Here is a 21,466-nt window from a genome sequence, read left to right on the forward strand (position 1 = left end):
CGGCCCGGACCTCTTCGGCATGAGCAACTTCCGCCCGATCGACCGCGACAGCGGATTTCTGATGCCGCCGTCGGTGGACGAGTGGCTTCCGCAGCGGCACTTGGCGCGGTTCGTGGTGGAGGTGATCGCGGGGCTGGATCTGCGGCCGATGACCGGCAGCTACCGTGGCTCTGGGGAAGCGTCCTACCACCCCAGCCTTCTGCTGGGCATTCTGATCTACGGCTACGCCACCGGGGTGTTCTCCAGCCGCAAGCTGGAGCGGGCGACCTATGACAGCGTGGCGTTCCGCTTCATCGCGGCGAACGATCATCCGGACCATGACACCATCGCCGCGTTCCGCCGACGCTTTCTGCCGCAGATCGAGAAGCTGTTCGTCCAGGTGCTGGTGCTCGCGCGCGAGATGGGCGTGCTGAAGCTGGGAACGGTCGGGCTCGACGGGACCAAGGTCCACGCCAATGCCAGCCGGCACAGCGCGCTGTCCTATGACCATGCGGGCAAGCTGGAGGCCCAACTGCAGGCCGAAGTGGCCGATCTCATGGCCAAGGCAGAAGCGGCGGACCAGGTGGACATCGCTGACGGCATGTCGATCCCCGACGAACTGGCGCGACGTGAGGAACGGTTGTCCAGGCTCGCCGAGGCCCGGGCGAAGATCGAGGCCCGCGCGAAGGAACGCTTCGAACGGGAGCAGGCAGACCATCAGGCGAAACTCGCAGCACGGGACGCCAAGGCAGCGGCCACCGGCAAGAAGCCCACGGGCCGTGAGCCGAAGCCGCCGGTGGCGACGCCGCTGCCCACGGATCAGATCAATCTGACCGACGAGGAAAGCCGCATCATGGCGGTGGCGGGCGGCGGTTTTGAGCAGTGCTACAATGCGCAGGCGGCGGTGGCGGCGGGCAGTCTGCTGGTGGTGGTCGCCGACGTGGTGCAGGCGCCCAACGACAAGCAGCAGCTTACACCCATGCTGGACAAGATCGGCACTCTGCCGGACGTGCTCGGCAGGCCGGACATGCTGTTGGCGGACAATGGCTACTTCAGCGAGGCGAATGTGCAGGCCTGTGTGGCCGGCGGGATCGAACCGCTGATCGCACTTGGTCGCGAGGCGCATCATCTCAGCCTGCAAGAGCGCTTCGCTGCGGCGCCACCGGCGCCCGAAGACCCCACCCCGGTTCAGGCGATGGCGTATCGGCTGCGCACGCCGCAGGGCCGCGCGCTCTACGCCCTGCGCAAGCAGACGCCCGAGCCAGTGTTTTGGCATCATCAAGTCCGTGCTGGGGTTCCGGCAGTTCCTGCTGCGCGGGCTCAATGCCGCCCGTGGCGAGTGGAGGCTTGTGACCATGGCATGGAACCTGAAGCGGATGTTCGCCCTCAGCCGCGCCGTCTAGCCTGCGCGGCCAGTTCCGCAGGCGCGCCAGCGCGACCGCACCGCCCAAAATGGCGCTGACAGAGGCGCCGACGCACCGATCCCTACGCAGGTCCGGCGACGCCCGAGACGCAAGTCCGACAGGCTGCTAGAATGGCTTTAATCGCAAGCGCCAGCGCCAGACTCTGCGCCTCGGCTGGATCTCGATGCGTTCCATCCGCGGGACTGGTGGAGACGATCGCCGACGCATCAAGAAAGTGCGCGCCGCCCTTCCTGGCAACGACCACGTAGGCAGCGAAAAGCTCCCGGGAGGACCCTGCTTTCGGCGAACACCGTCCGTCCGCACAGCCCTCCTTCGATCACCCGCACTCAGTCACCTTGCGACAGCTCCGCTTCCGCCTCCTCGAAGGCCTGTTGCCGGCTGAACCATGTTTCTTCGGCGGTGGCGATCGATTTTTCGAGCTGAGCGTATTGCCGACGCAGGTCAGCCGCGCGTCGTCCATCCCCCTGATAGAGTGCCGGATCGGCCAGGGCGTCGCGCATATTCGTCTTCTCCGCTTCCAGACGGGCGACCATTGCCTCGGCCTCAAGCACCTGACGCCGCAGCGGCGCCAAAGCGTTGCGCCGCTCGGCGCTCAGCCGTCGCGCCTCCTTTTTGCTCGGCGTGCCGCGGTCGTTGCCTGCCGGCTTCGCGGTCGCACTGCCGCTACCGGATGCACACAGTGTCCGGTATTCGTCCAGGTCGCCGTCGAAGGGAACGCTTCGCCCGCCGTCAACCAGCCACAGCCGGTCGGCGGTCAGCGCCAGGACGTGCGGATCGTGGCTGACGATGACGGTGGTGCCGGCAAAACCGTTCAGCGCCTGCACCAGCGCCTGACGCGAGAGGATATCGAGGTGATTGGTGGGTTCGTCCAGCAGCAGAATATGCGGGCGCTCGGCACTCATCAGCGCGAACAGCAGGCGCGCCTTTTCACCACCCGACAGGTTGGCGATTTTGGTTTCGGCGCGCTCCTGCGAAAAGCCAAACCGTCCGAGATGTGCGCGCAATTGTGTTTCGACGTCCCGCGGTCGCCGGCGCGACAGGGCAAGCACCGGATTGGCCTCCAGATCCAGTTCTTCCGCCTGATGCTGGGCAAAATAGCCGATGCGCAGTTTGCTCGACTTGCGGATTTCTCCCGCCAGCGGTGCAAGTCGGCCGGCGAGCAGCTTGAGCAGGGTCGATTTGCCGTTGCCGTTGGCACCAAGCAGGCCGATGCGATCGTCGGCGTCGAGCCGGAACGAGAGGTCGCGTAGCACCGGTCGGCCATCGTAACCGAGACTTACCGCTTCGGCGGAATATAGCGGCGACGCGAGTGGTTCCGGGTCGGGAAAGGCGAAGGTGATCGGCTCCTCCTCACGCAGTTCCGGAATGGGCTGCAGCCGGTCGAGCATCTTCAGGCGCGATTGCGCCTGGCGCGCCTTTGATGCCGTATAGCGGAATCGTTCGACGAAGCTGCGAATGTGCTGCCGCTGCGTCTCCTGGCGAACGCGGAGCTTGGCGTTCACCTCCGCCTGCATGCGGCGGACCTCCTCGAAGCGATCGTAGCCTCCCTGGTAGCGGGTCAGTTTGCCGCCTTCCAGATGCAGAATTTCGTCCACCGCCCGGTTCAGCAGTCCGCGGTCGTGGCTGACCAGGATCACGGTGCCGGGATAGTCGCGCAGATAGTCCTCCAACCACAGCGCCGCCTCCAGATCGAGATGGTTGGTGGGTTCATCCAGCAGCAGCAGGTCCGGTTCGGTGAACAGCAGCCCCGCCAACGCCACCCGCATCCGCCAGCCGCCGGAGAACTCGTCGCAGGCCCGTTGTTGCGCCGCCTCGTTAAAGCCGAGACCGGCGAGCAGGCGGGCGGCGCGTGCCTCGGCGGAATGTGCGTGTTTCTCCTGCAAGCGGAGGTGAATCTCGGCGATGCGATGCGGATCGGTGGCGATTTCTGCCTCGGCTTGCAGTTCAGCCAGTTCCCGGTCGGCGGCGAGCACCGTAGAGATCAGGTTCTGCGTTCCCGACGGTGCTTCCTGGCTGGTGATGCCGACTCGCCAGCGCCGAGGCACGTGGATGCGACCCTCGTGTGCTTCGAGGGAGCCATCGATCATCCGTAGCAGCGTCGTCTTGCCGCTGCCATTACGGCCGATCAGTCCGACGCGGTGGCCGGTGTTCACTGTCGCCTCAGCCTCGTCGAACAACACCCGCGGCCCGACGCGATAGGTCAGTTTTTCGATGCGTAGCATGGGGGCGGGTTTACCACGCTCGGGCGGGAGCGGCGAGCACTCGCGTGCGCAGCCCTGGGCCGCGACGAGATTCCCTCCCCGGTCAGGTTACGCTAGGGTAGGGAGGCCGGCGGCAGGACGACATGGCCGATCAGGCGCCTTTCCTCGGTTCGCAACTCAGGTATCGATCATGCAGCCATCCGTTCAGCCGGCATGCGTGCCAAAACGCCAGCGCTACCCCTACCGTCCACAGCCGCGGCAAGCGCGCTGTGGTGTCGGTGTTTTTTTGCCTTCGCTTGCCTCCTCAGCGCGTCATTTGCCACTGCTGATGATGCCTGGGTGGCGCATGTGCGTGGCGTCGGGGCGTCAACGCTGCCGATGGGAACGCCGTTGCAGGTGGTCGCGCAGGATTTCACCGAAAGTGACATCCGGCTGCAGCCAACGATCGAGCGCGCACTCACGGCTCAGGGCTATGCCGTTGATTCCCAGGCGGCGCTGCAACTGGTCTATGCGACGCAATTGTCAACGGAAGCCGGCGCGGAAGAGGCAGCTGATGAGGATGCAGCCGAAGAGAACGGGGATTTGTCCGACGAGTTGAATACGGGGCCGAATATGGCCGAATTCAAGGACGTTGCGCCGCAGGTGAACCTGCAGTTGCGGCATGCTGCAACAACCGGTCTGTCAAACTATGCGCTCAGCTTCGTGCTCGGTGTGGCAGGCCAGACGCCGCTGTGGCGTGGCAGCGTCACGGCGGCGCTGCCACCGCAGGATCCCTTGCCGATTGTCGAGACCATGGTGCCGATGCTGGTTCCCGCCATCGGTAAGACGGTGGAGGCTGAGCACGCATTTCCATAGTAGATAATGTGCAGACAGGCTCGGCGGGGCAAGCCGGCGTATCTAGAAGCCTCTCGGCCGAGCCACATCGGTGGCGGTTATCGTCCGCTTGCGGGCGCAGGCGCGTGGAAAGGGAACGATGTTGCTGCCGGCGTGCGTGCATTCGTTGGGAATCGCCGCCGGCTTCTTGCATGACGCCAGCGTCGAAGGCGGCGGCACCATCGCGCCAATGCGGTATTCGGTGCGGTATTCCGTCCACGGTTCGGCGTCGTCATGTACCGTGTAGGACTGGGTGATCTCCAGTCGGCCACAGCCACCTGGCTGCTGAGTGTGCACGAAGGCCTGGAAACGCTCTTCAATCGCCGCTTCCACCAGCCCCATGGACTCGCCTTGCATCCGCATCAGCAGCGCGGTCAGATCTGTGTAGAGGGCACGTTCGGCCGGAGTAGGCGTCATCATCGCGGGTCTCCTATAGCCAGATGGCCGCTTGTGCGGTCCGTAAAGCATCGAACAAAAGATCGTCAAAATAGGAACAAAATGAGAATATATGGATTTTGCGCCTAGGTCAAGTCATATACCCCAAACAGGGGTGTCGCGCCAATGCCGCATCGCCAACGCACTCACGCCGACACCTGGATCAGCAGCGGCATGCAGCAGCGAATAGCGTGCGCGTGGTCGGTCGCGGCCTGACTTGCGGCAGCGTAGAATCCCAGATGAGTAAAGACGCGGCCGCCGGGAAACTGGAAGTACCAGAGGCCGAAGCCCTGCGGCTTGCGACCGAAAATGCGCTCGTAACGCTGGGTGCTGATCGTGATGCTTGTTGCCATGGAACGTCTCCTGAAGCGCGAGTGAAGCGTCACCGCTTCACGGTAAGAGAGTATCCATGGGGCACATCTAATACAAGAAAAATATTCTCAATATACCCGTATTACGGGAGTACTGCAAAAACAATCTGCGGCCAATATCTACTAGTAGAGCTAGCTGCCGTAGAGCGTACGGCAGATGAACACCGCCGCGATCAGGCCGGCCAGATCGGCGAGCAAGCCGGCAAGCAGGGCGTGACGCATCCGCCGGATGCCGGCGGCGCCGCAGTAGACCGACAGGACATAGAACGTGGTCTCGGTCGAGCCCTGAATGGTGCTGACGAGGTAGCCGGTAAAGCTGTCCGGTCCCACCGCCGGGTCGTTGAGGATGGTTGCGAGGTAGGCGTAGGCACCGGAACCGGAGAGGCTGCGCAGCACCGTCATCAGCAGCGCTTGCGGCGGCACTCCGAGGGCTTCGGTCAGTGGCGAGAGCAATTGCATCATGCCATCGAGGGCGCCACTGGCGCGCACCATCCCAATGGCGACGAGGATCGCCACCAGATAGGGAATGATGCGGACCGCCACATCGAAGCCTTCGCGCGCGCCCTCAACCAGCGCTTCATAGACGGCGACGCGGCGGCAGACGCCGAAGGCGACAAGCGCAGTTATCAAACCCGGGATAAGCCAGGAGCCGAAATCGCGGCCGAAAATGATCAGCAACGGCATCAGCGCCAGCATCGCCGNCGCCGAAAGCCACACAACCCATGCCGCATAGCCGGCCTGGGTGGACGCCATGATCTCGGTGGGCGCTTCGCCGTCTGCGGGCGCGGTGGCGCCAAACCCGACCGGATCCTGAGGCCTCGGCCCGCTTGCCGGCGGCGAGGGCAAAGCTGGCGTTGTTGCTGCGGCGGGCGCGGTTGCAGGCCACAGACGATCGCCCAACCGGGCGACGATGATGGCGACGATGGTCGAACAGGTGGTGGCGAACAGCGTCGTTACGGTCACCCCGGCCGGGTCGGCCGAGCCGGCGGCCGCGCGGAGGGCGATAACGCTGGTGGGCAACAAGGTGACGTTGGCGGTGTTGATGGCAAGAAACAGCACCATNNGGGCNNTGGTGGTGGCGGTCCCCTTGACCGGGTTCAGCTGATCGAGCGCCTGCATTGCCTTCAAGCCGAACGGCGTCGCCGCGTTGCCGAGGCCGAGCATGTTGGCGGCGATGTTCATGATCATGGCACCCATCGCCGGATGCTCGGGCGGCACCTCCGGAAACAACCGCAACATCGGTCGCCACAGAAGGCGGGTGAGCAGGCGCAGCAGCCCACCGGCCTCCGCCACCTTCATAATGCCGAGAAACAATGCCAACACGCCGATCAGGCCGAAGGCGACGCTGACCGCGTGCCCCGCCTCGTCAACAATCGCCTGACTCAGTTGCAGCATCACATCGACGCCGCCCGATTCGCGCAGCTGCCGAAAAGCGGAGACAGCGAAGGCAACGAGGACGAAGAGGGCGAGGAGGCTGTTCACGGCGCTGATTGTGCTCGAACGGCGAACGCCATCCGTTGGGGGAACGAGGGGGAGTGTCTTTGAGAAGTGATCGAGACCGATCAACCTATGCTAGCGCCGATGGACCACAATATGAACCCCGCTCAAGGGTAGACGAAAACAGCTTTAGTTCTCGGTTTCCGAGTGGGCGAGGATACGAACCAACTGAAAAAGGCGCTTGCGGATGGTCGGATCGCCAATGCGAAAATAGTTATGCATCAGTTCGAACGCCTCTCGCGAATTCATCGGGTTGACTTCGAACGGCTGCGGCGCAACATCGGACAGACCACTATTAGCAATGGCTGCCTCCATGGATGGTTCGTTATTCACGCCTTCAAAGAAGAAGGAGACATCCACCCCAAGTGCCTTCGAAATCTTAAACAGGTTGCTGGCGCCAACCCGGTTTGTTCCGCTCTCGTATTTCTGAATCTGCTGAAATGTAACGCCAATCGCTTGCCCCAACTTTGTTTGGCTGACGCGCAAGCCAACACGCCGCCCACGAATGCGCGTGCCCACATGGCGGTCGATTGNATCCGGACTATCGTCGATTACCATTCTTTTCATATCAGTGAGGTTATATTAAGTTGTACCAGTTTGTCTAGACGCCCACGTCGTTTCTACAGTCGTAGCACGGCCAATCCGGAAAGGGAACAATGATCAGCTTGGCTGCACAGGCGAGCGACCTCATTTGATTCGATCAGACTTGATCTTGTACACACGATTCGGAGGAAAATCGAGCGCTATAAGAACACGACGCTAATCGCGCTTGTCCTTGGTCTCCCACCCATTTAGGTCAGGCACTATTTATCCTGAAGCACGCCGCAAGATGTGCGCCGGCGTACGTTATTGCCGACCTGACGTATCCTTGGCGCTGCTTCGCTGGCGTAAGCGACGATGTTCAATCTTGATGCAACGATCGACGATCATTTCCAGCCCCGCATTGCAGGCACGCTCTGTCGCTGCGGCGTTGCGCACGCCCAGCTGCAACCATACGCTGCGCACGCCCAGCGTGTTCTTGCTCGCGATCGCTGCATCGATCGCCTCGGCTGCCCGGTCGCTATTGCGAAACACGTTGACCATCTCTGCCGGGACGTCGATCGATGCGAGATCATCAAAGACGGATTCCCCCAGGATACGAGTGTCGCGTGCATTTGGATTGACCGGGATGACGCGAAATCCCTGCTGCTGCAGGTACGCCATTATCGCGTGCGAATCGCGCCACGGATGCGGCGACGCACCGACCAAGGCGATCGTTCGCGTCTCGGCTAGGATGCGCGCCAGTCCCGCATCATCATCGACGATCGGCACCCGTGCTAACCTTCCGACCATTCGGGCATCGGTCGCTTGGCGATGAACGCCTCGATGCCGGCGCGAGCATCCTCGCCAACCAGGTTGCGCGCCATCGTTTCGGTGGCAAGACTGTAGGCAGCCTCGATACCGGCTTCGATCTGTCGGTAGAACAGTTGCTTGCCGAGCGCGATCGCCGCCGGCGACTGGCGGGCGATGCGGACCGCCAGCGCCTCGGTCACGGCATCGAGCTCGGCCTCGGCGGCGACGCGATTGAGCAAGCCCAGCCGTAGTGCCGTTGCCGCGTCGATGAATTCACCGGTCAGCAGCATCTCCATCGCCGCCTTGCGCGGGATGTTCCGTGTCAGTGCCACCATCGGTGTCGAGCAGAAGAGGCCGAGATTGATTCCGGAGACGGCAAACCGCGCGGTGTCTGTTGCTACCGCCAGATCGCAGGCGGCGACCAGTTGGGTGCCAGCAGCGGTGCAGGTGCCGTTGACGCAGGCAATCACCGGCTGCGGCAGCCTGGTCACCGCCAGCATCAGTTGCGAACAGCGGGCGAAGAGGGCGGCTGCCTCGTCCTTACTCGGACATGCCTGTAACTCGGCGAGATCGTGGCCGGCGGAATAGGCCTTGCCGCTGCCGGCGAGAATCACCACCCGAACGCTGCGGTTGATGCTGAGTTGATCCAAAGTGTCCTGCAACTCCGCCATCAACGCCACCGAAAGGGTGTTGTACTTCTCGGGACGGTTGAGGGTGAGCCGGGCGATACCGTCGTTGCCCAGGTGGACAAGAACGTTACTGGTACTGGCGGCGGCCGAGTCCACTGCTGCTGTCATCGCTTTACCCTATGTTCCACCGCGGCAATCACGATCGCTGCGTTGTCTAGCCGGCGATCGCCGCCGTCGCCTTGGCTTCGCTGGTCATCCCGAAGTTGCGGTCCGCCTCATCGACCACATCCCGCTGCTTGGCCATGAACGGAACATAGAGGTGGTCGCGACCAACGATATGCGTCGTCAACCACGTCTTGAGGAAGGCAAGAACCTCGCGGGAGTGAATCGATTCTGGATTGCGCACGTAGCGATCGCGGATATCGGCAACCTGCGCCCGCAGCGTTGCGTGCGTTCGGACATGGCTTTCATAATCGGGATACGAGCAGGCGCGCATGAGCGATTCCTCGCGCCCGAAGTGGTAGATGGTGTAGTCCAGCAACGCATCGAGAACACGATGCACGGTGCTCCGCGGTTCGCCGGCGGTGATCGCTTCGCTTAACTGGTTGAGCAAGCTGATCAGAACTTTGTGGTCGGTGTCGAGGGATTCGACGTCGACGCTGAACTCAGGCGTCCATTCAATCAATGGCATAGGGGTTTCCAACGTTGGCCAGTGGTTCGTGCGCACGGTTTGGCGGACGAGGTCGGCACTGCGTATCTCCTCCATCAAACCGTTCGGCTTGATCTTCGTATCATTTTAGCAAATCGAGAAGAAATGCGAGCAGGAACCGCTTGAACCAGGCGGATTTTCCGCACCGGTTGACAGAGATCAACGACTTCGCCTACATCTCCCCTCCCGGCGTTCGCATTCGTGTTCGCTGCGGGATGGTATTTAGTCGACATCCGAGGACCCCATGAGGACCTATTCCGCACGCCCCGCGGACATCAATCGCGACTGGTATGTGATCGACGCCGAGGGCGTGGTTCTCGGTCGGCTCGCGGTGTATGTGGCGATGCGCTTGCGTGGCAAGCACAAGCCGACCTTTACGCCACACATGGATTGCGGTGACCACCTGGTCGTGGTCAACGCCGAGAAAGTGAAGCTCACCGGTCGCAAACGCAGCGACAAGGTCTTCTATTGGCACACCGGTCATCCGGGTGGCATCAAAGAGCGGACCATGGCGCAGATCCTGGACGGGCGGTACCCGGAGCGCGTTATCGTCAAGGCAGTCGAGCGGATGATCACCCGCGGACCGCTCGGTCGACAGCAGATGCGCAAGCTCCACGTCTATAAAGGGCCGAGCCATCCGCATGCAGCGCAGCAGCCGGTGAGTGTGGACCTGGCGGCGATCAACGCCAAGAACAAGAGGTAGACGAACCGATGGCCGAACCCACTGGAGCGTTCGACGAACTGAAAAAGATGACGGGTGGGGCGGTAGTTGAGGAGACGTCCGCGGCCCAGCCGGAGATCGATGCCTTCAACCGCGCCTACGCCACCGGCCGACGCAAGGATGCGGTCGCCCGCGTCTGGATCAAGCCGGGACGGGGAACGATTCTCGTCAACGGCCGCGATGTGAGCGTCTTCTTCGCCCGGCCGACGCTACGGATGATTATCAATCAGCCATTCACTGTTACCAACCGCCTTGGCCAGTACGACGTTTCCTGCAGCGTCAACGGCGGCGGTCTGTCGGGCCAGGCGGGTGCGCTGCGGCACGGCATCAGTCGGGCGTTGGTCCGCTACGAGCCGGCTCTGCGCGGCGCACTAAAGTCAGGCGGCTTCCTGACCCGCGATTCACGCGTCGTCGAACGTAAGAAGTACGGTCGTGCCAAGGCACGTCGCAGCTTCCAGTTCTCGAAGCGCTAAGTCCTAACATCCTCGCGTCCACGTCCCGCATCGGCGAGGGTGGCGCGACAACTTATGCGGAGAAATGCGATGACCGACGACGCGAACCGGCTTCGCGTCGCCATCGTTGGCGCCAGCGGCTATACCGGTGCGGAACTGGTGCGGCTTCTCGTTTGTCACCCCGCCGCCCGCGTCGTTGCCCTGACCGCCGACCGAAAGGCGGGCAATACGCTTGACGCGGTGTTTCCGCATCTTGCCGGCGCGGGCGGGGAGGGGGCGTTGCCGCCCCTGGTGGCAGTGGACAACGTCGATTGGGAAGGCATCGATATCGCCTTCTTCGGTCTGCCGCATGGGGCCTCCCAGCCGGTGATCGCTGCCTTGCCACCACAGGTGAAGGCCATCGACCTGTCGCCCGATTTCCGCTTCGCCGATCCTGCGGTCTACAGCGAATGGTACGGCTTGCCGCACCAGAGCCCAGCGCTGCAGGCCGAGGCCGTTTACGGGCTGACCGAACTGATGCGTGATCGCGTCAAGGCGGCGCGGATCATTGCCTGTCCCGGTTGCTATCCCACTTCCTCGTTGTTGCCGCTGATCCCGCTCGTCGAGGCTGGTCTGATTGAGGCTGACGAGGTGATCATCGATGCCAAGTCCGGCGTCAGCGGTGCCGGTCGCGCCGCCAAGGAAGGATCGCTTTACGCCGAGGTGGCGGAGGGGATCCATGCCTATGGTGTGGCGTCGCATCGCCATGCGCCGGAGATCGAGCAGGGGCTCTCGCTTGCTGCCGGACGGGCGATCAAGGTGAACTTCACCCCGCATCTGATGCCGATGAACCGCGGCATTCTCTCCAGCATCTATGTCCGTCTCGCCAAGGGCGCATCGGCCGACGATCTGCGGGCGACGCTCGCCACCCGTTACCAGGGCGAGCCCTTCGTCAAGGTTCTCGCCGCCGGAACTGTTCCGGCGACGCGTCACGTTCGGGGCTCCAACCAGTGTCGCATCGGCGTGTTCGCCGATCGGTTGCCAGGCCGCGCCATCTTGCTGTCGGTGATCGACAATCTGGTCAAAGGTGCGTCCGGACAGGCGGTGCAGAACATGAACGTCGTCTGCGGCCTGCCGGAGACCATGGGCCTCGCGCAGGCGCCAATTTTCCCTTAGCCGCGTGGAACAAAAAAGCCGGCCGACATGAAGCCGGCCGGTGCAGTCGGTCAGGTCGTTTGCGACTAGGCGCGCGGCGGCAGCGGGTGCGGTCGCGGTGCCGAAAAATCGAACAGGTTCATCAGATCACCGATCGCCGGCCCGTTGACCGGAGCGTAGGGGTTTTTGGAACTCTCGACCGGGTTCGGCAGGTTGTCGCGGCTGCGGTTGGATATCGTCGGCAATTGCCAATTCGCCTCGATGAACTTCAGCAGTGAGACGTGGTCGTAATAGGTGTGGTCGACATAACCCGCTTTGCTATAGGGGGAGACGACGATCAACGGAATACGAGTGCCATCACCGAAGAAGTCAAGCGCCTGAATATACCCTGAATCATAGTAGCCGCCGCCTTCGTCAGTGGTGATGAAGATTGCGGTATCACTCCAAATACTCTGGTTTTTCTTTACCTGATCGATCAGATCGCTGATGAATCGCTCGTACTGGTCTGTAGTTGAATCGGCGGGATGACCGGCCAGTGCTTCGAATGGCCGGACGAACGACACCGCCGGCAACGTACCTTGCTGCAGGTCATTGAGAAATGCGCCGTAGTTCTGCAGGTTCGTCGCCTGCTTGGTGGTCATGATGCTGGCATAACCCGTCAGCGGATCGCAGATGCCGCAATAGGAATGAAACAGCAGCGGCACGCCATTGACGTTGGTGGCGAAGACGGTCGTATCGTCGCCGCGGTCGGCCGAGTAGTATTTCCACGAGACGTTGTGCGCGGTCATGACGTTGGCGATCGTCGGAATGGTCTGTGGCGGCAGGACAAATTTGTCCGAGCCCAGCGTCTTGGTTGTCCCGTCCTCGTTCCAATACATGTTGTAGTTGTTGACTAGATAGTAGTGCCCCGGCGCGCAGTTGGCGTTGCTGACATGCTGCGCCTGCAACTGCTCCTTCACGCCGGCGACGCCAGCAGCCCCGTTGTCGGAACAATTGACGTACGAGCCGCCGCTGTAGCCGTCTTGCTTGTAGTAGTTGTTCGTTCCTTTTACCGGGTTGGGATTCTCGATCTGGTTGCCATAAGGAACACCTGCGGAACCGTCCGGATTGGTGAAAAAAGCGGCATCACCTGAAACCAGTGCCTGGAAATTTGCACCGGTGCCACCCATGATCGCCTGATGGTAATTGTCGCTGATGGCGAAACGGTCAGCCAATCGCCTGAAAGTCAGCGCATCCGCGTGATGCGGCTTCCCCGCCGCGTCGACGTAAGGGTTCATGTTGTAGAACCCCATGGAGATTGCGCCTTCTTGCGGATTGAAGCCGCCTGCCGGGGAGGNGCTGCCGTTGGAGCCGGTGCCGATGGTCTCCTCGACCCAGACAAACTTGTCCAACTTGCCGCCATCCACGTCCTGCCACATTTGAAAGAAGCGATGGACGGGATCGCCAGTGTAGGCGGCGTAAGGCACATACCAGCTGATCTGGTAGGGACCGTTTGGCAGGTTGGCCGGGAACCGGGTGTCGGGAACACCCTGCGGCAGGCCGATGCCATAGGTGGTATAGGGCTGAGGCAGTGTGTCGTAGGTCCCGGCCGTCTGCGTCTTCGCCTTATACTTGAGCGTGTCCTTGCCGTAGTTCTGCGCGGCGAGGGCAAAATTTGGGCCGGGGGACCCATCAGCGTTGACGATGCCCTTGCTCAAGAGATTGTCAATGGTCTGTCCCGGCAGCGGCTGATAGGTGCCAAACAGATTGTCGAAGGTGTGATTTTCACCGACAACAATGATCACGTGTTTAATTGGTGTCGTCGTGGCGGCAAACGCGATAGCACAGGGTGAAACAGCGGCGAGCAACGCCGCCGAAAGGCAAACGGGGCTAAGCAATCGCATCCTGAAACTCCTTCACGAATGTGCGAAGCACATCGTATCTGGACGAAATAGATACCCCAGCACCGCAAGAAAACTGCGACCTTCCCCTCCAGGCAATGCTGCAGTAACGCAGCAAATGCCTGTTACTCCCATTTCATATTGACGGAGATACCTGCAGATTAGCCCTGCAATTTCCTTTTGGTTAACATATCTTCATTGTTTGACAGGCCGGCGTCTTCCCGGTGAATTTTCCGTGTCAAGCGATTTGGCATGCGCGATGCTTGGTCGGGTGTGACCTCGGTCGTTTGGCTCTTCGAACCGCACAGAACCCTGTCCCACACGCTAAGCTCGCTAATATACAGTTGATATTTGTACTTGTTACGCAATCTACAGCAAACTATATATAGTTTTGTAACAATCTACGGCGCGCATGGTGTTATTTGCGTGGCCGTCGACTGCTTCTGGAGGTCGAGCGCCATGCGCTATCTGCCAATCTGTCTTGACCTCACGGGCCGCGACACCCTGGTGGTTGGCGCCTCCGATGCCGTCGCCCGCAAGGCACGGCTACTGTTAAGCGTCGGTGCGAGCGTCACCGTGATTGCCGCCGATAAACCCGGCCGCGACATGGCGGCGCTGGTCGATGGGAACGCGCTGACGCTGCATAGGCGTTCATTTACCGAAGCCGATGCCATCGGCCGAGCGATGGTCATCGTCGATACCGGCGATCGGACGCTTGACGCCAGCGTTGCCGCGGCGGCCCGCGCTGCCGGTGCGGCGGTCAACGTCATCGACGCGCCGGCGCTGTCCACCTTCATCATGCCGGCGATCGTCGATCGTGACCCGATCACCGTTGCCATCTCCAGCGCCGGGACGGCGCCGTTGCTGGCGCGGCAAATCCGCGCCCGGATCGAGGCGATGCTGCCGGCGAACCTGGGCCAGCTTGCGCTGTTCGCCGAGCGCTTTCGCCATGCTGTCGCCGCGGTTCGCCCCGATGGCCGGATGCGCCGCCGGTTTTGGGAGCGGTTCTTCAATGGACCGATCGCCACCCTGGTACTCCGTGGCGAGGGCCGGCGGGCACGGGAGCAGATGTTGGCCGCCATCAACCGCGTTGACGAGGATGCGTTGGCCTGCCGTGGGCAGGTTGTCATCGTCGGCGCTGGTCCCGGCGATGCCGAGCTGTTGACGCTCAAGGCCGCACGTGCCCTGCAGGAGGCGGACGTGATTGTTTACGACCGCCTCGTCGGCGCCGACGTGCTGGACCGCGCCCGGCGCGACGCCGAGTTCATTTACGTCGGCAAGGCCAAGGGCAGTCATGCCCGTAGCCAGGCGGAGATCAACGACTTACTAGTAGAGAGGGCGCGTGCCGGTTTGCGCGTTGTTCGCCTCAAGGGCGGCGATCCGTTCATCTTCGGCCGTGGCGGCGAAGAGCAGGCGTTCGTCGCCGAGCGCGGCATCGTCGTCGATGTGATCCCGGGGATCACCGCGGCGCTTGGCTGTGCGGCTGCCGCCGGCATCCCACTCACCCATCGTGACGTGGCGCAGGCAGTCACCTTCGTCACCGCTCATGGCCGCGACGGTGAGCCTGATCTCGACTGGCCGGCGCTGGCGCGCGGCGGCCAGACCCTCGTCGTCTACATGGGTGCCTCGGTTGCCGAGCGGATCGCCGGCCGGTTGCTCGCCGCGCAGGCCAACCCGGCGACGCCTGTTGCGATCATTCACAACGGCACGCTGGCCGATCAAAGGGTCGTTGTCTGTCCCCTGGCCGAGGTGACCGACGCCTGCGTCGACGCCGACGCCAGACCAACACTGATCATCATCGGCGACGTCGTTCGCCGTGCGGCGACCGCAGTGGCTCGGCCCGCTGCGATCACTGCGGTCGCCGGATAGAAAACAGTAAGGAGCCCTTCTGCCGATGCAGATTGTAACCGCGAACCGTCTGGCCGACGGCCTGGTCGTTTTCCTCGCGGCGAACGACGCCTGGTCCGAGGCGCTGGCCGACGCACGGATCGCAACCGATGCGGTTGCGGCCGCGAGCCTGATGACGAGCGCCGAGAGCGCGCTCAATGCCCGGCTGGTGGTCGGGCCCTACCTCATCGAAGTGCGGGAAACGCCGACGGGTATTGCCCCGGTGCAACTGCGCGAACGCATTCGCGCCGCCGGTCCGACGGTGCGATCGGACCTCGGCAGGCAAGCGGAGAAGGACGTCTCGCATGTATCGCTATGACGAATTTGATCACATCTTTGTCGCCGAGCGGGTTGCCCAGTTTCGCGACCAAGTGAACCGCCGGCTGAGCGGTGAGCTTTCGGAAGACGAGTTCCGGCCGCTCCGGCTGATGAACGGGCTGTACCTGCAACTGCACGCCTACATGCTGCGGGTCGCCATTCCCTATGGCATGCTGTCCTCACGGCAGATGCGTCAACTCGCCCACATCGCCCGCCGTTACGACAAGGGCTACGCCCATTTCACCACCCGGCAGAACCTGCAGTACAACTGGCCGGCGCTGGCCGACGTCCCTGCCATTCTCGCTGATCTGGCCGCGGTGGAGATGCACGCCATCCAGACCAGCGGCAACTGCATCCGCAATGTCACCGCCGATCAGTACGCCGGCGCGGCCGCCGATGAGATCGACGACTCGCGGGTCTGGTCGGAGATCATCCGCCAGTGGTCGACGCTGCATCCGGAGTTTTCCTTCCTGCCGCGCAAGTTCAAGATCGCGGTCACCGGTTCGCCGCACGACCGGGCGGCAGTGGCCGTGCACGACATCGGCCTGCGCATCGTCCGCAACGACACGGGGGAGGTGGGCTTCCAAGTTCTGGTCGGTGGCGGCCAGGGGCGGACNCCCTTTATCGCCAAGACGATCCGCGAGTTCCTGCCGCAGCAGCATCTGCTCTCCTATCTGGAGGCGGTTCTCCGCGTCTATAACCTGCTCGGACGGCGCGACAACCTCTACAAGGCGCGGATTAAGATTCTCGTCCATGAGGTTGGAGCGGAACGATTTATTCAGATGGTGGAGGAGGAGTGGGCCTACCTCAAGGACAGTCCGGTCGAGTTGCCGCCGGGCGAACTGGAGCGGATCCAGGCCTATTTTGCGCCGCCGCCCTTCGCCACCCTGCCGGTGAGTTTCGCTGAGCTTCGACGTCACCGCGTCGAGGATCCGGCATTTGCCCGCTGGGCGCAGGTCAACTTGTTTCCCCACAAGCAGCCGGGTTACGCCATCGTCAATCTGTCGCTGAAGCCGCATGGCGGTGTGCCCGGTGACGCCACCGCGGCGCAGATGGAGGCGATCGCCGATCTTGCCGACACCTACAGCTTCGGCGAGGTCCGGGTGACCCACGAGCAGAACCTGACCTTGGCGCACGTCCGCCAGGACGACCTTTACCCGCTCTGGCAGGCGCTGCAGCCGTTGGGACTGGCCACGCCGAATATCGGCCTGCTGACCGACATCATCGCCTGTCCTGGTCTCGACTACTGCAGTCTCGCCAACGCCCGCTCGATCCCGATTGCGCAGGAAATCAGCCAGCGGTTCGATGACATCGATCGCCTGCACGACATTGGCGAGTTGAAGATCAAGATCTCCGGCTGCATCAATGCCTGCGGTCACCACCACGTGGGACACATCGGCATTCTCGGCGTCGATAAGAAAGGCCAGGAGTTCTACCAGATTACCCTTGGTGGCGACGCGACGGAGACTGCAGCCATCGGCAACATTGTAGGCCCGGCGTTTTCGGAAAAAGCGGTGGTCGGCGCCGTCGAACGCCTCGTGGACACCTATCTCGACCTTCGCCACGGCGGCGAGCGCTTTGTCGACACCTACCGGCGCGTTGGTCTCGAACCANNTTCAAGGAGAGGCTCTATGCCACTCATTAAAGACGGCCAGGAGGTCGCCGATCCGTGGCGCTTCGTTGCCGACGGCGAGGCTTTGCCCGCTGACGGTGCGGTGCTGGTGACACTTGCACGTTGGCAGGCGGAGCGTGACGCCCTGCTTTCCCGCGGTACTCCTCTCGGCGTGCAGCTTGCCAGTGGCGACAAGGCGAGCGAGTTGGCCGACGATCTGCCGCATCTGGCGCTGATTGCGCTGGAGTTTCCCACCTTCCGCGACGGGAGGGCCTATTCAACGGCGCGTCTGCTGCGCGAGCGGTTCGGTTTCACCGGCGAGCTGCGCGCGGTCGGTAACGTGCTGCACGATCAACTGTTGTTCATGCATCGCTGCGGTTTCAATGCCTTCGAGGTCGCAGACGCGAGGGCGGTGGAAATCTGGCAGCGAGCGCTGGCGGAAATCAGCGTCTTCTTCCAACCGACCGGCGATGGACGCGCGACCGTCCATGCCAGTCGGCGCCANGGAACGGCGAGCGGCGCCATGAGCCGGTCCTCCCAATCGCTTGCCATCGATCACGGCGGTGAAGTCGCCTCCGTGCGTGGTATCGCGTTGCGTGACACGCTGCTCGCTCGCTATGCCGGCAGCGACACGCTGTCGCTGCTGCAGGCGATGATCTGNCGACGAATTCCGGGGCGAATCGCCCTCATCTCGTCATTCGGCACCGAGGCGGCAGTGTTGCTGCACATGGTCGCGCAGATCGATCCGGCAACGCCGGTGATTTTCCTCAACACCGAGAAGCTGTTCGGCGAAACGCTCCGCTATCGGGACCAGTTGCAGCGCCTGCTCGGCCTCACCGACATCCGCAGCATCAAGCCGGACGAGCGTGAAGTGGAGGCGGTCGATCCCGACGGCATCCTCTGGTACGGCAACCCGGACATGTGCTGCTACGTCCGCAAGGTCGAACCACTGCGACGCGCCGTGCTCGGCTTCGACGCGCTGATCACCGGCCGCAAGCGCTTTCAGGGTGGCGAGCGCACCGCCTTGCCACTCCTCGAACTCGACGACGGTGGCAGGATCAAGGTCAATCCGTTGGCCGGCTGGGACAAGCAGGATCTTGAGGCGTACTTCGTCCGCCATGCGCTGCCGCGTCACACGCTCGAAGCCGATGGCTTCCTCTCCATTGGCTGCATGCCCTGCACCGATCGGGTAAAGCCGGGCGAAAACGCTCGTGCCGGCCGCTGGCGCAACCTGGAAAAAACCGAATGCGGTATCCACCTGTCGCGGGCGCACTGGCGGATGGACGGTATCGACTGATGCCGCAACTGCGGCGCTAACCGATCACGGTCGGCGAGACAGCGAGGGGGTGCAGCTTCGAGCGCGCAGGTACCGTTTAACCGCGGTACGCCCGGCGTAAGGGCCTTCAGGGCTAGGCGCGCATCAGCCGATCGCGGGACGGCGAAGGGGAAGACGTGGGGAGGAACTGCAGACCTCCCCACGTCTTCGGCAGCAGTATTAGGAGCTGTAGTACATCTGGAACTCGACCGGATGCGGGGTGTGCTCGAAGTTGTACACCTCTTCCCACTTGAGCTCGATGTAGCTATCGATCAAGTCGTCGGTGAACACGTCGCCCCGCTTCAGGAAGTCGCGATTGCCGTCAAGGCTGGTGAGCGCCTCACGCAGCGAACCGCACACGGTCGGAACCAGCGCCAGTTCTTCCGGCGGCAAATCGTAGAGGTTCTTGTCGATGGCATCGCCAGGGTGGATCTTGTTCTGGATGCCGTCGAGTCCGGCCATCAGCATCGCCGCGAAGCCGAGGTAGGGATTGCACAGCGGATCGGGGAAGCGGACTTCAACCCGCTTCGCCTTCGGATTCGATGAGAACGGAATGCGGCACGATGCGGAGCGGTTGCGCGCGGAGTAGGCAAGCAGCACCGGCGCTTCGAAGCCCGGGATCAGCCGCTTGTAGCTGTTGGTGCCTGGGTTGGTGAAGGCGTTCAGCGCCTTGGCGTGCTTGATGATACCGCCGATGTAATAGAGCGCCAGATCGGAGAGGTCAGCATACCCGGAACCGGCGAAGAGCGGCTTGCCGGCCTTCCAGATCGATTGGTGGGTGTGCATGCCCGAGCCGTTGTCGCCGGTGACCGGCTTCGGCATGAATGTGGCGGTCTTGCCGTAGGTCTGCGCCACCATGTGGGTGACGTACTTGTAGATCTGGATGTCGTCAGCGGCTTTGACCAGGGTCGAGTACATCAGCCCCAGTTCGTGCTGGCTCGGTGCGACCTCGTGATGGTGCTTGTCCATCTTCAGGCCCATTTCCATCATCACCGAAACCATTTCCGAGCGCAGGTCTTGGCAGGCATCGACCGGAGGGACCGGGAAATAGCCACCCTTGACCGGCGGACGGTGACCGGCGTTGCCCTCGGGCAGAATACGGCCGGTGACGTAGGGGCCTTCGTCGGAACTGAACTCGTAGAAGCAGCCGTTCATCTTCACGTCGTAGCGAATGTCGTCGAAAACGAAAAATTCGGCTTCGGGACCAATGTAGGCAGTGTCGCCGATGCCGCTTGAAATGACATAGGCTTCGGCTTTCTTGGCGATCGAACGGGGATCGCGAAGGTACGGCTCACCCGTCGACGGCTCGGCGATATCGCAGAAAACAATCATCGTTGATTGTGCGAAAAACGGGTCCATCACCGCCGTCGTCACGTCGGGAATCAAGGACATGTCGGAATCGTTGATGGCTTTCCAGCCGGCGATCGACGATCCGTCGAACATGACACCATCGGTGAAATACGACTCTTCGGTGTGTTCCGCGGTCATGCTCAAGTGTTGCCACTTGCCGCGTGGATCGGTGAAGCGGAGATCGACGTATTTAACGTCGTTATCCTTAATCGCCTTCATCACGTCTTCAGCTGTCTTGCAGTTCAAAGCCATAGTGCTAGTTCCCTTGGTCCCTTTGCGTTGCCGCACGAAACATCAACAATGAATGTCGGAATTTCGAGTTTGTATTATCGCGGGCGGTTTTATATCGCTTCGACACCTCGCTCGCCAGTGCGGACACGGATGGCATCCTCAATGGTTGAGATAAAGATCTTGCCATCGCCGATTCGTCCGGTACGTGCCGCTTGCTGGATCGCCTCCACCGCGCGTTCCACCAGATTATCCTCAACAACTAGTTCGATCTTCACCTTTGGTAGGAAGTCGACCACGTACTCGGCGCCGCGGTAGAGCTCGGTATGTCCCTTCTGACGTCCGAACCCCTTTGCCTCCAACACGGTTATCCCTTGCAGTCCAAGCTCATGAAGGGCTTCCTTAACGTCATCAAGCTTGAACGGCTTGATGATGGCTTCGATTTTCTTCATCGGAATTTGCCTCAGTCGCGTTGCTGGCCCGCTTCTCTGCCGCTGCGTCGAAACGGCGGCACGCGCCAGGGCGCCCGTGCTCCGCCGAACCGATATTGGGTAGCTCAAAAGCACAAGCCGTGCCAATCGTTGAGCATACTCCCGGCGCGCCGATTTGTACCTGACCCGCATGCTTTTCAAGCCGCTACAAATCCTTGCCGCCGCACGTGGCTGCATAAAGTCTGGGCATCGGCCTAGAAATTAATCGGAGTGGAAAAGTGGCACAACCTCTGACCTGCGCCGGGTTCGTTGCCACCACGTGCGAATGTGTGGCGTCCTTTGGTTGGTGACCCTTGACGGTTTCGCGCTGACAGGGCTACATCACCCTGCCGATGGCGGGAGTAGCTCAGTTGGCAGAGCACCGGGTTGTGGTCCCGGGTGTCGTGGGTTCGAATCCCATCTCTCGCCCCATCGCGCCCCCCTTTGCCTTGTGGTCGTGTTGCTGCCGCCAACTGGGCGATACAACTTGCGTGCGTGGCAAGGGGACGTGCGGCGAGGCGAGGCGAGGGGAGAAGCGATTTAGGGCGTCCCCGGCGGTGAAGCCTTGGTGCCGCTGGCATCGCGCCGCTGCTTTTGAATCCAACTGTTGCCCATTGTAGCAACACGTGATCGACCGAGGGTTCCCAAA

At 62.2% G+C, this 21,466-nt stretch carries 17 protein-coding genes, 1 tRNA gene and 3 pseudogenes; 10 read left to right on the forward strand and 11 right to left on the reverse strand.

Annotation, left to right across the window (positions count from 1 at the left end):
* The first annotated feature begins 19 nt into the window (after positions 1-19).
* Positions 20-1,382, forward strand: a pseudogene (locus HQ394_RS18615) (IS1182 family transposase).
* Between the two features lie 347 nt (positions 1,383-1,729).
* Here HQ394_RS18615 and HQ394_RS18620 read toward each other — a convergent pair.
* Positions 1,730-3,625, reverse strand: coding sequence for an ABC-F family ATP-binding cassette domain-containing protein (locus HQ394_RS18620; protein WP_190261437.1), 1,896 nt, complete (start codon positions 3,623-3,625; stop codon positions 1,730-1,732).
* A gap of 369 nt (positions 3,626-3,994) precedes the next feature.
* Here HQ394_RS18620 and HQ394_RS18625 point away from each other — a divergent pair, with 369 nt between their 5' ends.
* Positions 3,995-4,459, forward strand: coding sequence for a hypothetical protein (locus tag HQ394_RS18625; protein ID WP_223291725.1), 465 nt, complete (start codon positions 3,995-3,997; stop codon positions 4,457-4,459).
* 42 nt (positions 4,460-4,501) lie between these two features.
* On the opposite strand, the gene HQ394_RS18630 is transcribed toward HQ394_RS18625, so the two are convergent.
* The 7 genes from HQ394_RS18630 to HQ394_RS18660 form a co-directional block, all read right to left on the reverse strand.
* Positions 4,502-4,897: a hypothetical protein gene (locus tag HQ394_RS18630; protein WP_190261439.1), complete on the reverse strand. Its 396-nt coding sequence runs from the start codon at positions 4,895-4,897 to the stop codon at positions 4,502-4,504.
* A 161-nt stretch (positions 4,898-5,058) separates the two neighbouring features.
* Positions 5,059-5,265, reverse strand: coding sequence for a hypothetical protein (locus HQ394_RS18635; protein ID WP_190261440.1), 207 nt, complete (start codon positions 5,263-5,265; stop codon positions 5,059-5,061).
* Between the two features lie 150 nt (positions 5,266-5,415).
* Entirely contained in the window at positions 5,416-6,678 is a 1,263-nt protein-coding gene (locus HQ394_RS18640) for a nucleoside recognition domain-containing protein (protein WP_456151652.1), read from the reverse strand.
* A gap of 231 nt (positions 6,679-6,909) precedes the next feature.
* Positions 6,910-7,347 carry a helix-turn-helix domain-containing protein gene (locus tag HQ394_RS18645; RefSeq protein WP_190261442.1) on the reverse strand — a complete coding sequence of 146 codons (438 nt, stop codon included), beginning with the start codon at positions 7,345-7,347 and terminating at the stop codon, positions 6,910-6,912.
* Between the two features lie 279 nt (positions 7,348-7,626).
* Positions 7,627-8,091, reverse strand: coding sequence for a CoA-binding protein (locus HQ394_RS18650; protein WP_190263416.1), 465 nt, complete (start codon positions 8,089-8,091; stop codon positions 7,627-7,629).
* Between the two features lie 5 nt (positions 8,092-8,096).
* A complete protein-coding gene (locus HQ394_RS18655) occupies positions 8,097-8,909 on the reverse strand; it encodes an enoyl-CoA hydratase (protein ID WP_190261443.1) in 813 nt (270 codons plus the stop codon).
* A 46-nt stretch (positions 8,910-8,955) separates the two neighbouring features.
* On the reverse strand, positions 8,956-9,432 hold the full coding sequence (locus HQ394_RS18660) for a bacteriohemerythrin (RefSeq protein WP_190261444.1): 477 nt from the start codon (positions 9,430-9,432) through the stop codon (positions 8,956-8,958).
* Between the two features lie 262 nt (positions 9,433-9,694).
* On the opposite strand from HQ394_RS18660, the gene rplM reads away from it, so the two are divergent.
* The 3 genes from rplM (at position 9,695) to argC (ending at position 11,778) form a co-directional block, all read left to right on the forward strand.
* Positions 9,695-10,153: a 50S ribosomal protein L13 gene (gene rplM, locus HQ394_RS18665; RefSeq protein ID WP_190261445.1), complete on the forward strand. Its 459-nt coding sequence runs from the start codon at positions 9,695-9,697 to the stop codon at positions 10,151-10,153.
* 8 nt (positions 10,154-10,161) lie between these two features.
* Positions 10,162-10,644 carry a 30S ribosomal protein S9 gene (gene rpsI / locus HQ394_RS18670; RefSeq protein ID WP_190261446.1) on the forward strand — a complete coding sequence of 161 codons (483 nt, stop codon included), beginning with the start codon at positions 10,162-10,164 and terminating at the stop codon, positions 10,642-10,644.
* Positions 10,645-10,713: 69 nt separating this feature from the next.
* Positions 10,714-11,778, forward strand: coding sequence for an N-acetyl-gamma-glutamyl-phosphate reductase (gene argC / locus HQ394_RS18675; RefSeq protein ID WP_190261447.1), 1,065 nt, complete (start codon positions 10,714-10,716; stop codon positions 11,776-11,778).
* 65 nt (positions 11,779-11,843) lie between these two features.
* Here argC and HQ394_RS18680 read toward each other — a convergent pair whose 3' ends face one another.
* The gene (locus HQ394_RS18680) at positions 11,844-13,640 is read right to left on the reverse strand and encodes an alkaline phosphatase family protein (RefSeq protein WP_190261448.1); all 1,797 of its coding nucleotides are present in this window, start codon (positions 13,638-13,640) and stop codon (positions 11,844-11,846) included.
* A gap of 456 nt (positions 13,641-14,096) precedes the next feature.
* Between HQ394_RS18680 and cysG the strand changes: the two genes are divergently transcribed.
* The 4 genes and pseudogenes from cysG to HQ394_RS18700 form a co-directional block, all read left to right on the forward strand.
* A complete protein-coding gene (gene cysG, locus HQ394_RS18685) occupies positions 14,097-15,506 on the forward strand; it encodes a siroheme synthase CysG (protein ID WP_190261449.1) in 1,410 nt (469 codons plus the stop codon).
* A gap of 25 nt (positions 15,507-15,531) precedes the next feature.
* Positions 15,532-15,843: a DUF2849 domain-containing protein gene (locus HQ394_RS18690; protein ID WP_190261450.1), complete on the forward strand. Its 312-nt coding sequence runs from the start codon at positions 15,532-15,534 to the stop codon at positions 15,841-15,843.
* Positions 15,830-17,487 (forward strand): annotated as a pseudogene (locus tag HQ394_RS18695) (nitrite/sulfite reductase). The gene HQ394_RS18690 and the pseudogene HQ394_RS18695 overlap by 14 nt, the downstream one beginning before the upstream one ends.
* Positions 17,488-17,635: 148 nt before the next feature.
* A pseudogene (locus HQ394_RS18700) lies at positions 17,636-18,751 on the forward strand (phosphoadenylyl-sulfate reductase); the annotation flags it as partial.
* Between the two features lie 198 nt (positions 18,752-18,949).
* On the opposite strand, the gene glnA reads toward HQ394_RS18700, so the two are convergent.
* Together glnA and HQ394_RS18710 are read right to left on the reverse strand one after the other, a co-directional pair.
* The gene (glnA, locus tag HQ394_RS18705) at positions 18,950-20,338 is read right to left on the reverse strand and encodes a type I glutamate--ammonia ligase (protein WP_317628969.1); all 1,389 of its coding nucleotides are present in this window, start codon (positions 20,336-20,338) and stop codon (positions 18,950-18,952) included.
* A 122-nt stretch (positions 20,339-20,460) separates the two neighbouring features.
* Positions 20,461-20,799 (reverse strand): P-II family nitrogen regulator, encoded by a 339-nt coding sequence (locus tag HQ394_RS18710; RefSeq protein ID WP_190261453.1) that lies wholly within the window; start codon positions 20,797-20,799, stop codon positions 20,461-20,463.
* Between the two features lie 374 nt (positions 20,800-21,173).
* On the opposite strand from HQ394_RS18710, the gene HQ394_RS18715 reads away from it, so the two are divergent.
* Positions 21,174-21,249 (forward strand) — tRNA-His (locus HQ394_RS18715).
* Positions 21,250-21,466 lie beyond the last annotated feature (217 nt).

This window comes from Defluviicoccus vanus, assembly GCF_014672695.1.
Classification (GTDB): domain Bacteria; phylum Pseudomonadota; class Alphaproteobacteria; order Rhodospirillales; family Defluviicoccaceae; genus Defluviicoccus; species Defluviicoccus vanus.

Bases quoted from the DNA above. Each gene is read 5' to 3' on its own strand.
- HQ394_RS18620 (WP_190261437.1), bottom strand. From the start codon at position 3,625: ATGCTACGCATCGAAAAACTGACCTATCGCGTCGGGCCGCGGGTGTTG.
- HQ394_RS18630 (WP_190261439.1), bottom strand. From the start codon at position 4,897: ATGATGACGCCTACTCCGGCCGAACGTGCCCTCTACACAGATCTGACC.
- HQ394_RS18635 (WP_190261440.1), bottom strand. From the start codon at position 5,265: ATGGCAACAAGCATCACGATCAGCACCCAGCGTTACGAGCGCATTTTC.
- HQ394_RS18655 (WP_190261443.1), bottom strand. From the start codon at position 8,909: ATGACAGCAGCAGTGGACTCGGCCGCCGCCAGTACCAGTAACGTTCTT.
- HQ394_RS18660 (WP_190261444.1), bottom strand. From the start codon at position 9,432: ATGCCATTGATTGAATGGACGCCTGAGTTCAGCGTCGACGTCGAATCC.
- rplM (WP_190261445.1), top strand. From the start codon at position 9,695: ATGAGGACCTATTCCGCACGCCCCGCGGACATCAATCGCGACTGGTAT.
- rpsI (WP_190261446.1), top strand. From the start codon at position 10,162: ATGGCCGAACCCACTGGAGCGTTCGACGAACTGAAAAAGATGACGGGT.
- argC (WP_190261447.1), top strand. From the start codon at position 10,714: ATGACCGACGACGCGAACCGGCTTCGCGTCGCCATCGTTGGCGCCAGC.
- cysG (WP_190261449.1), top strand. From the start codon at position 14,097: ATGCGCTATCTGCCAATCTGTCTTGACCTCACGGGCCGCGACACCCTG.
- HQ394_RS18690 (WP_190261450.1), top strand. From the start codon at position 15,532: ATGCAGATTGTAACCGCGAACCGTCTGGCCGACGGCCTGGTCGTTTTC.
- glnA (WP_317628969.1), bottom strand. From the start codon at position 20,338: ATGAAGGCGATTAAGGATAACGACGTTAAATACGTCGATCTCCGCTTC.
- HQ394_RS18710 (WP_190261453.1), bottom strand. From the start codon at position 20,799: ATGAAGAAAATCGAAGCCATCATCAAGCCGTTCAAGCTTGATGACGTT.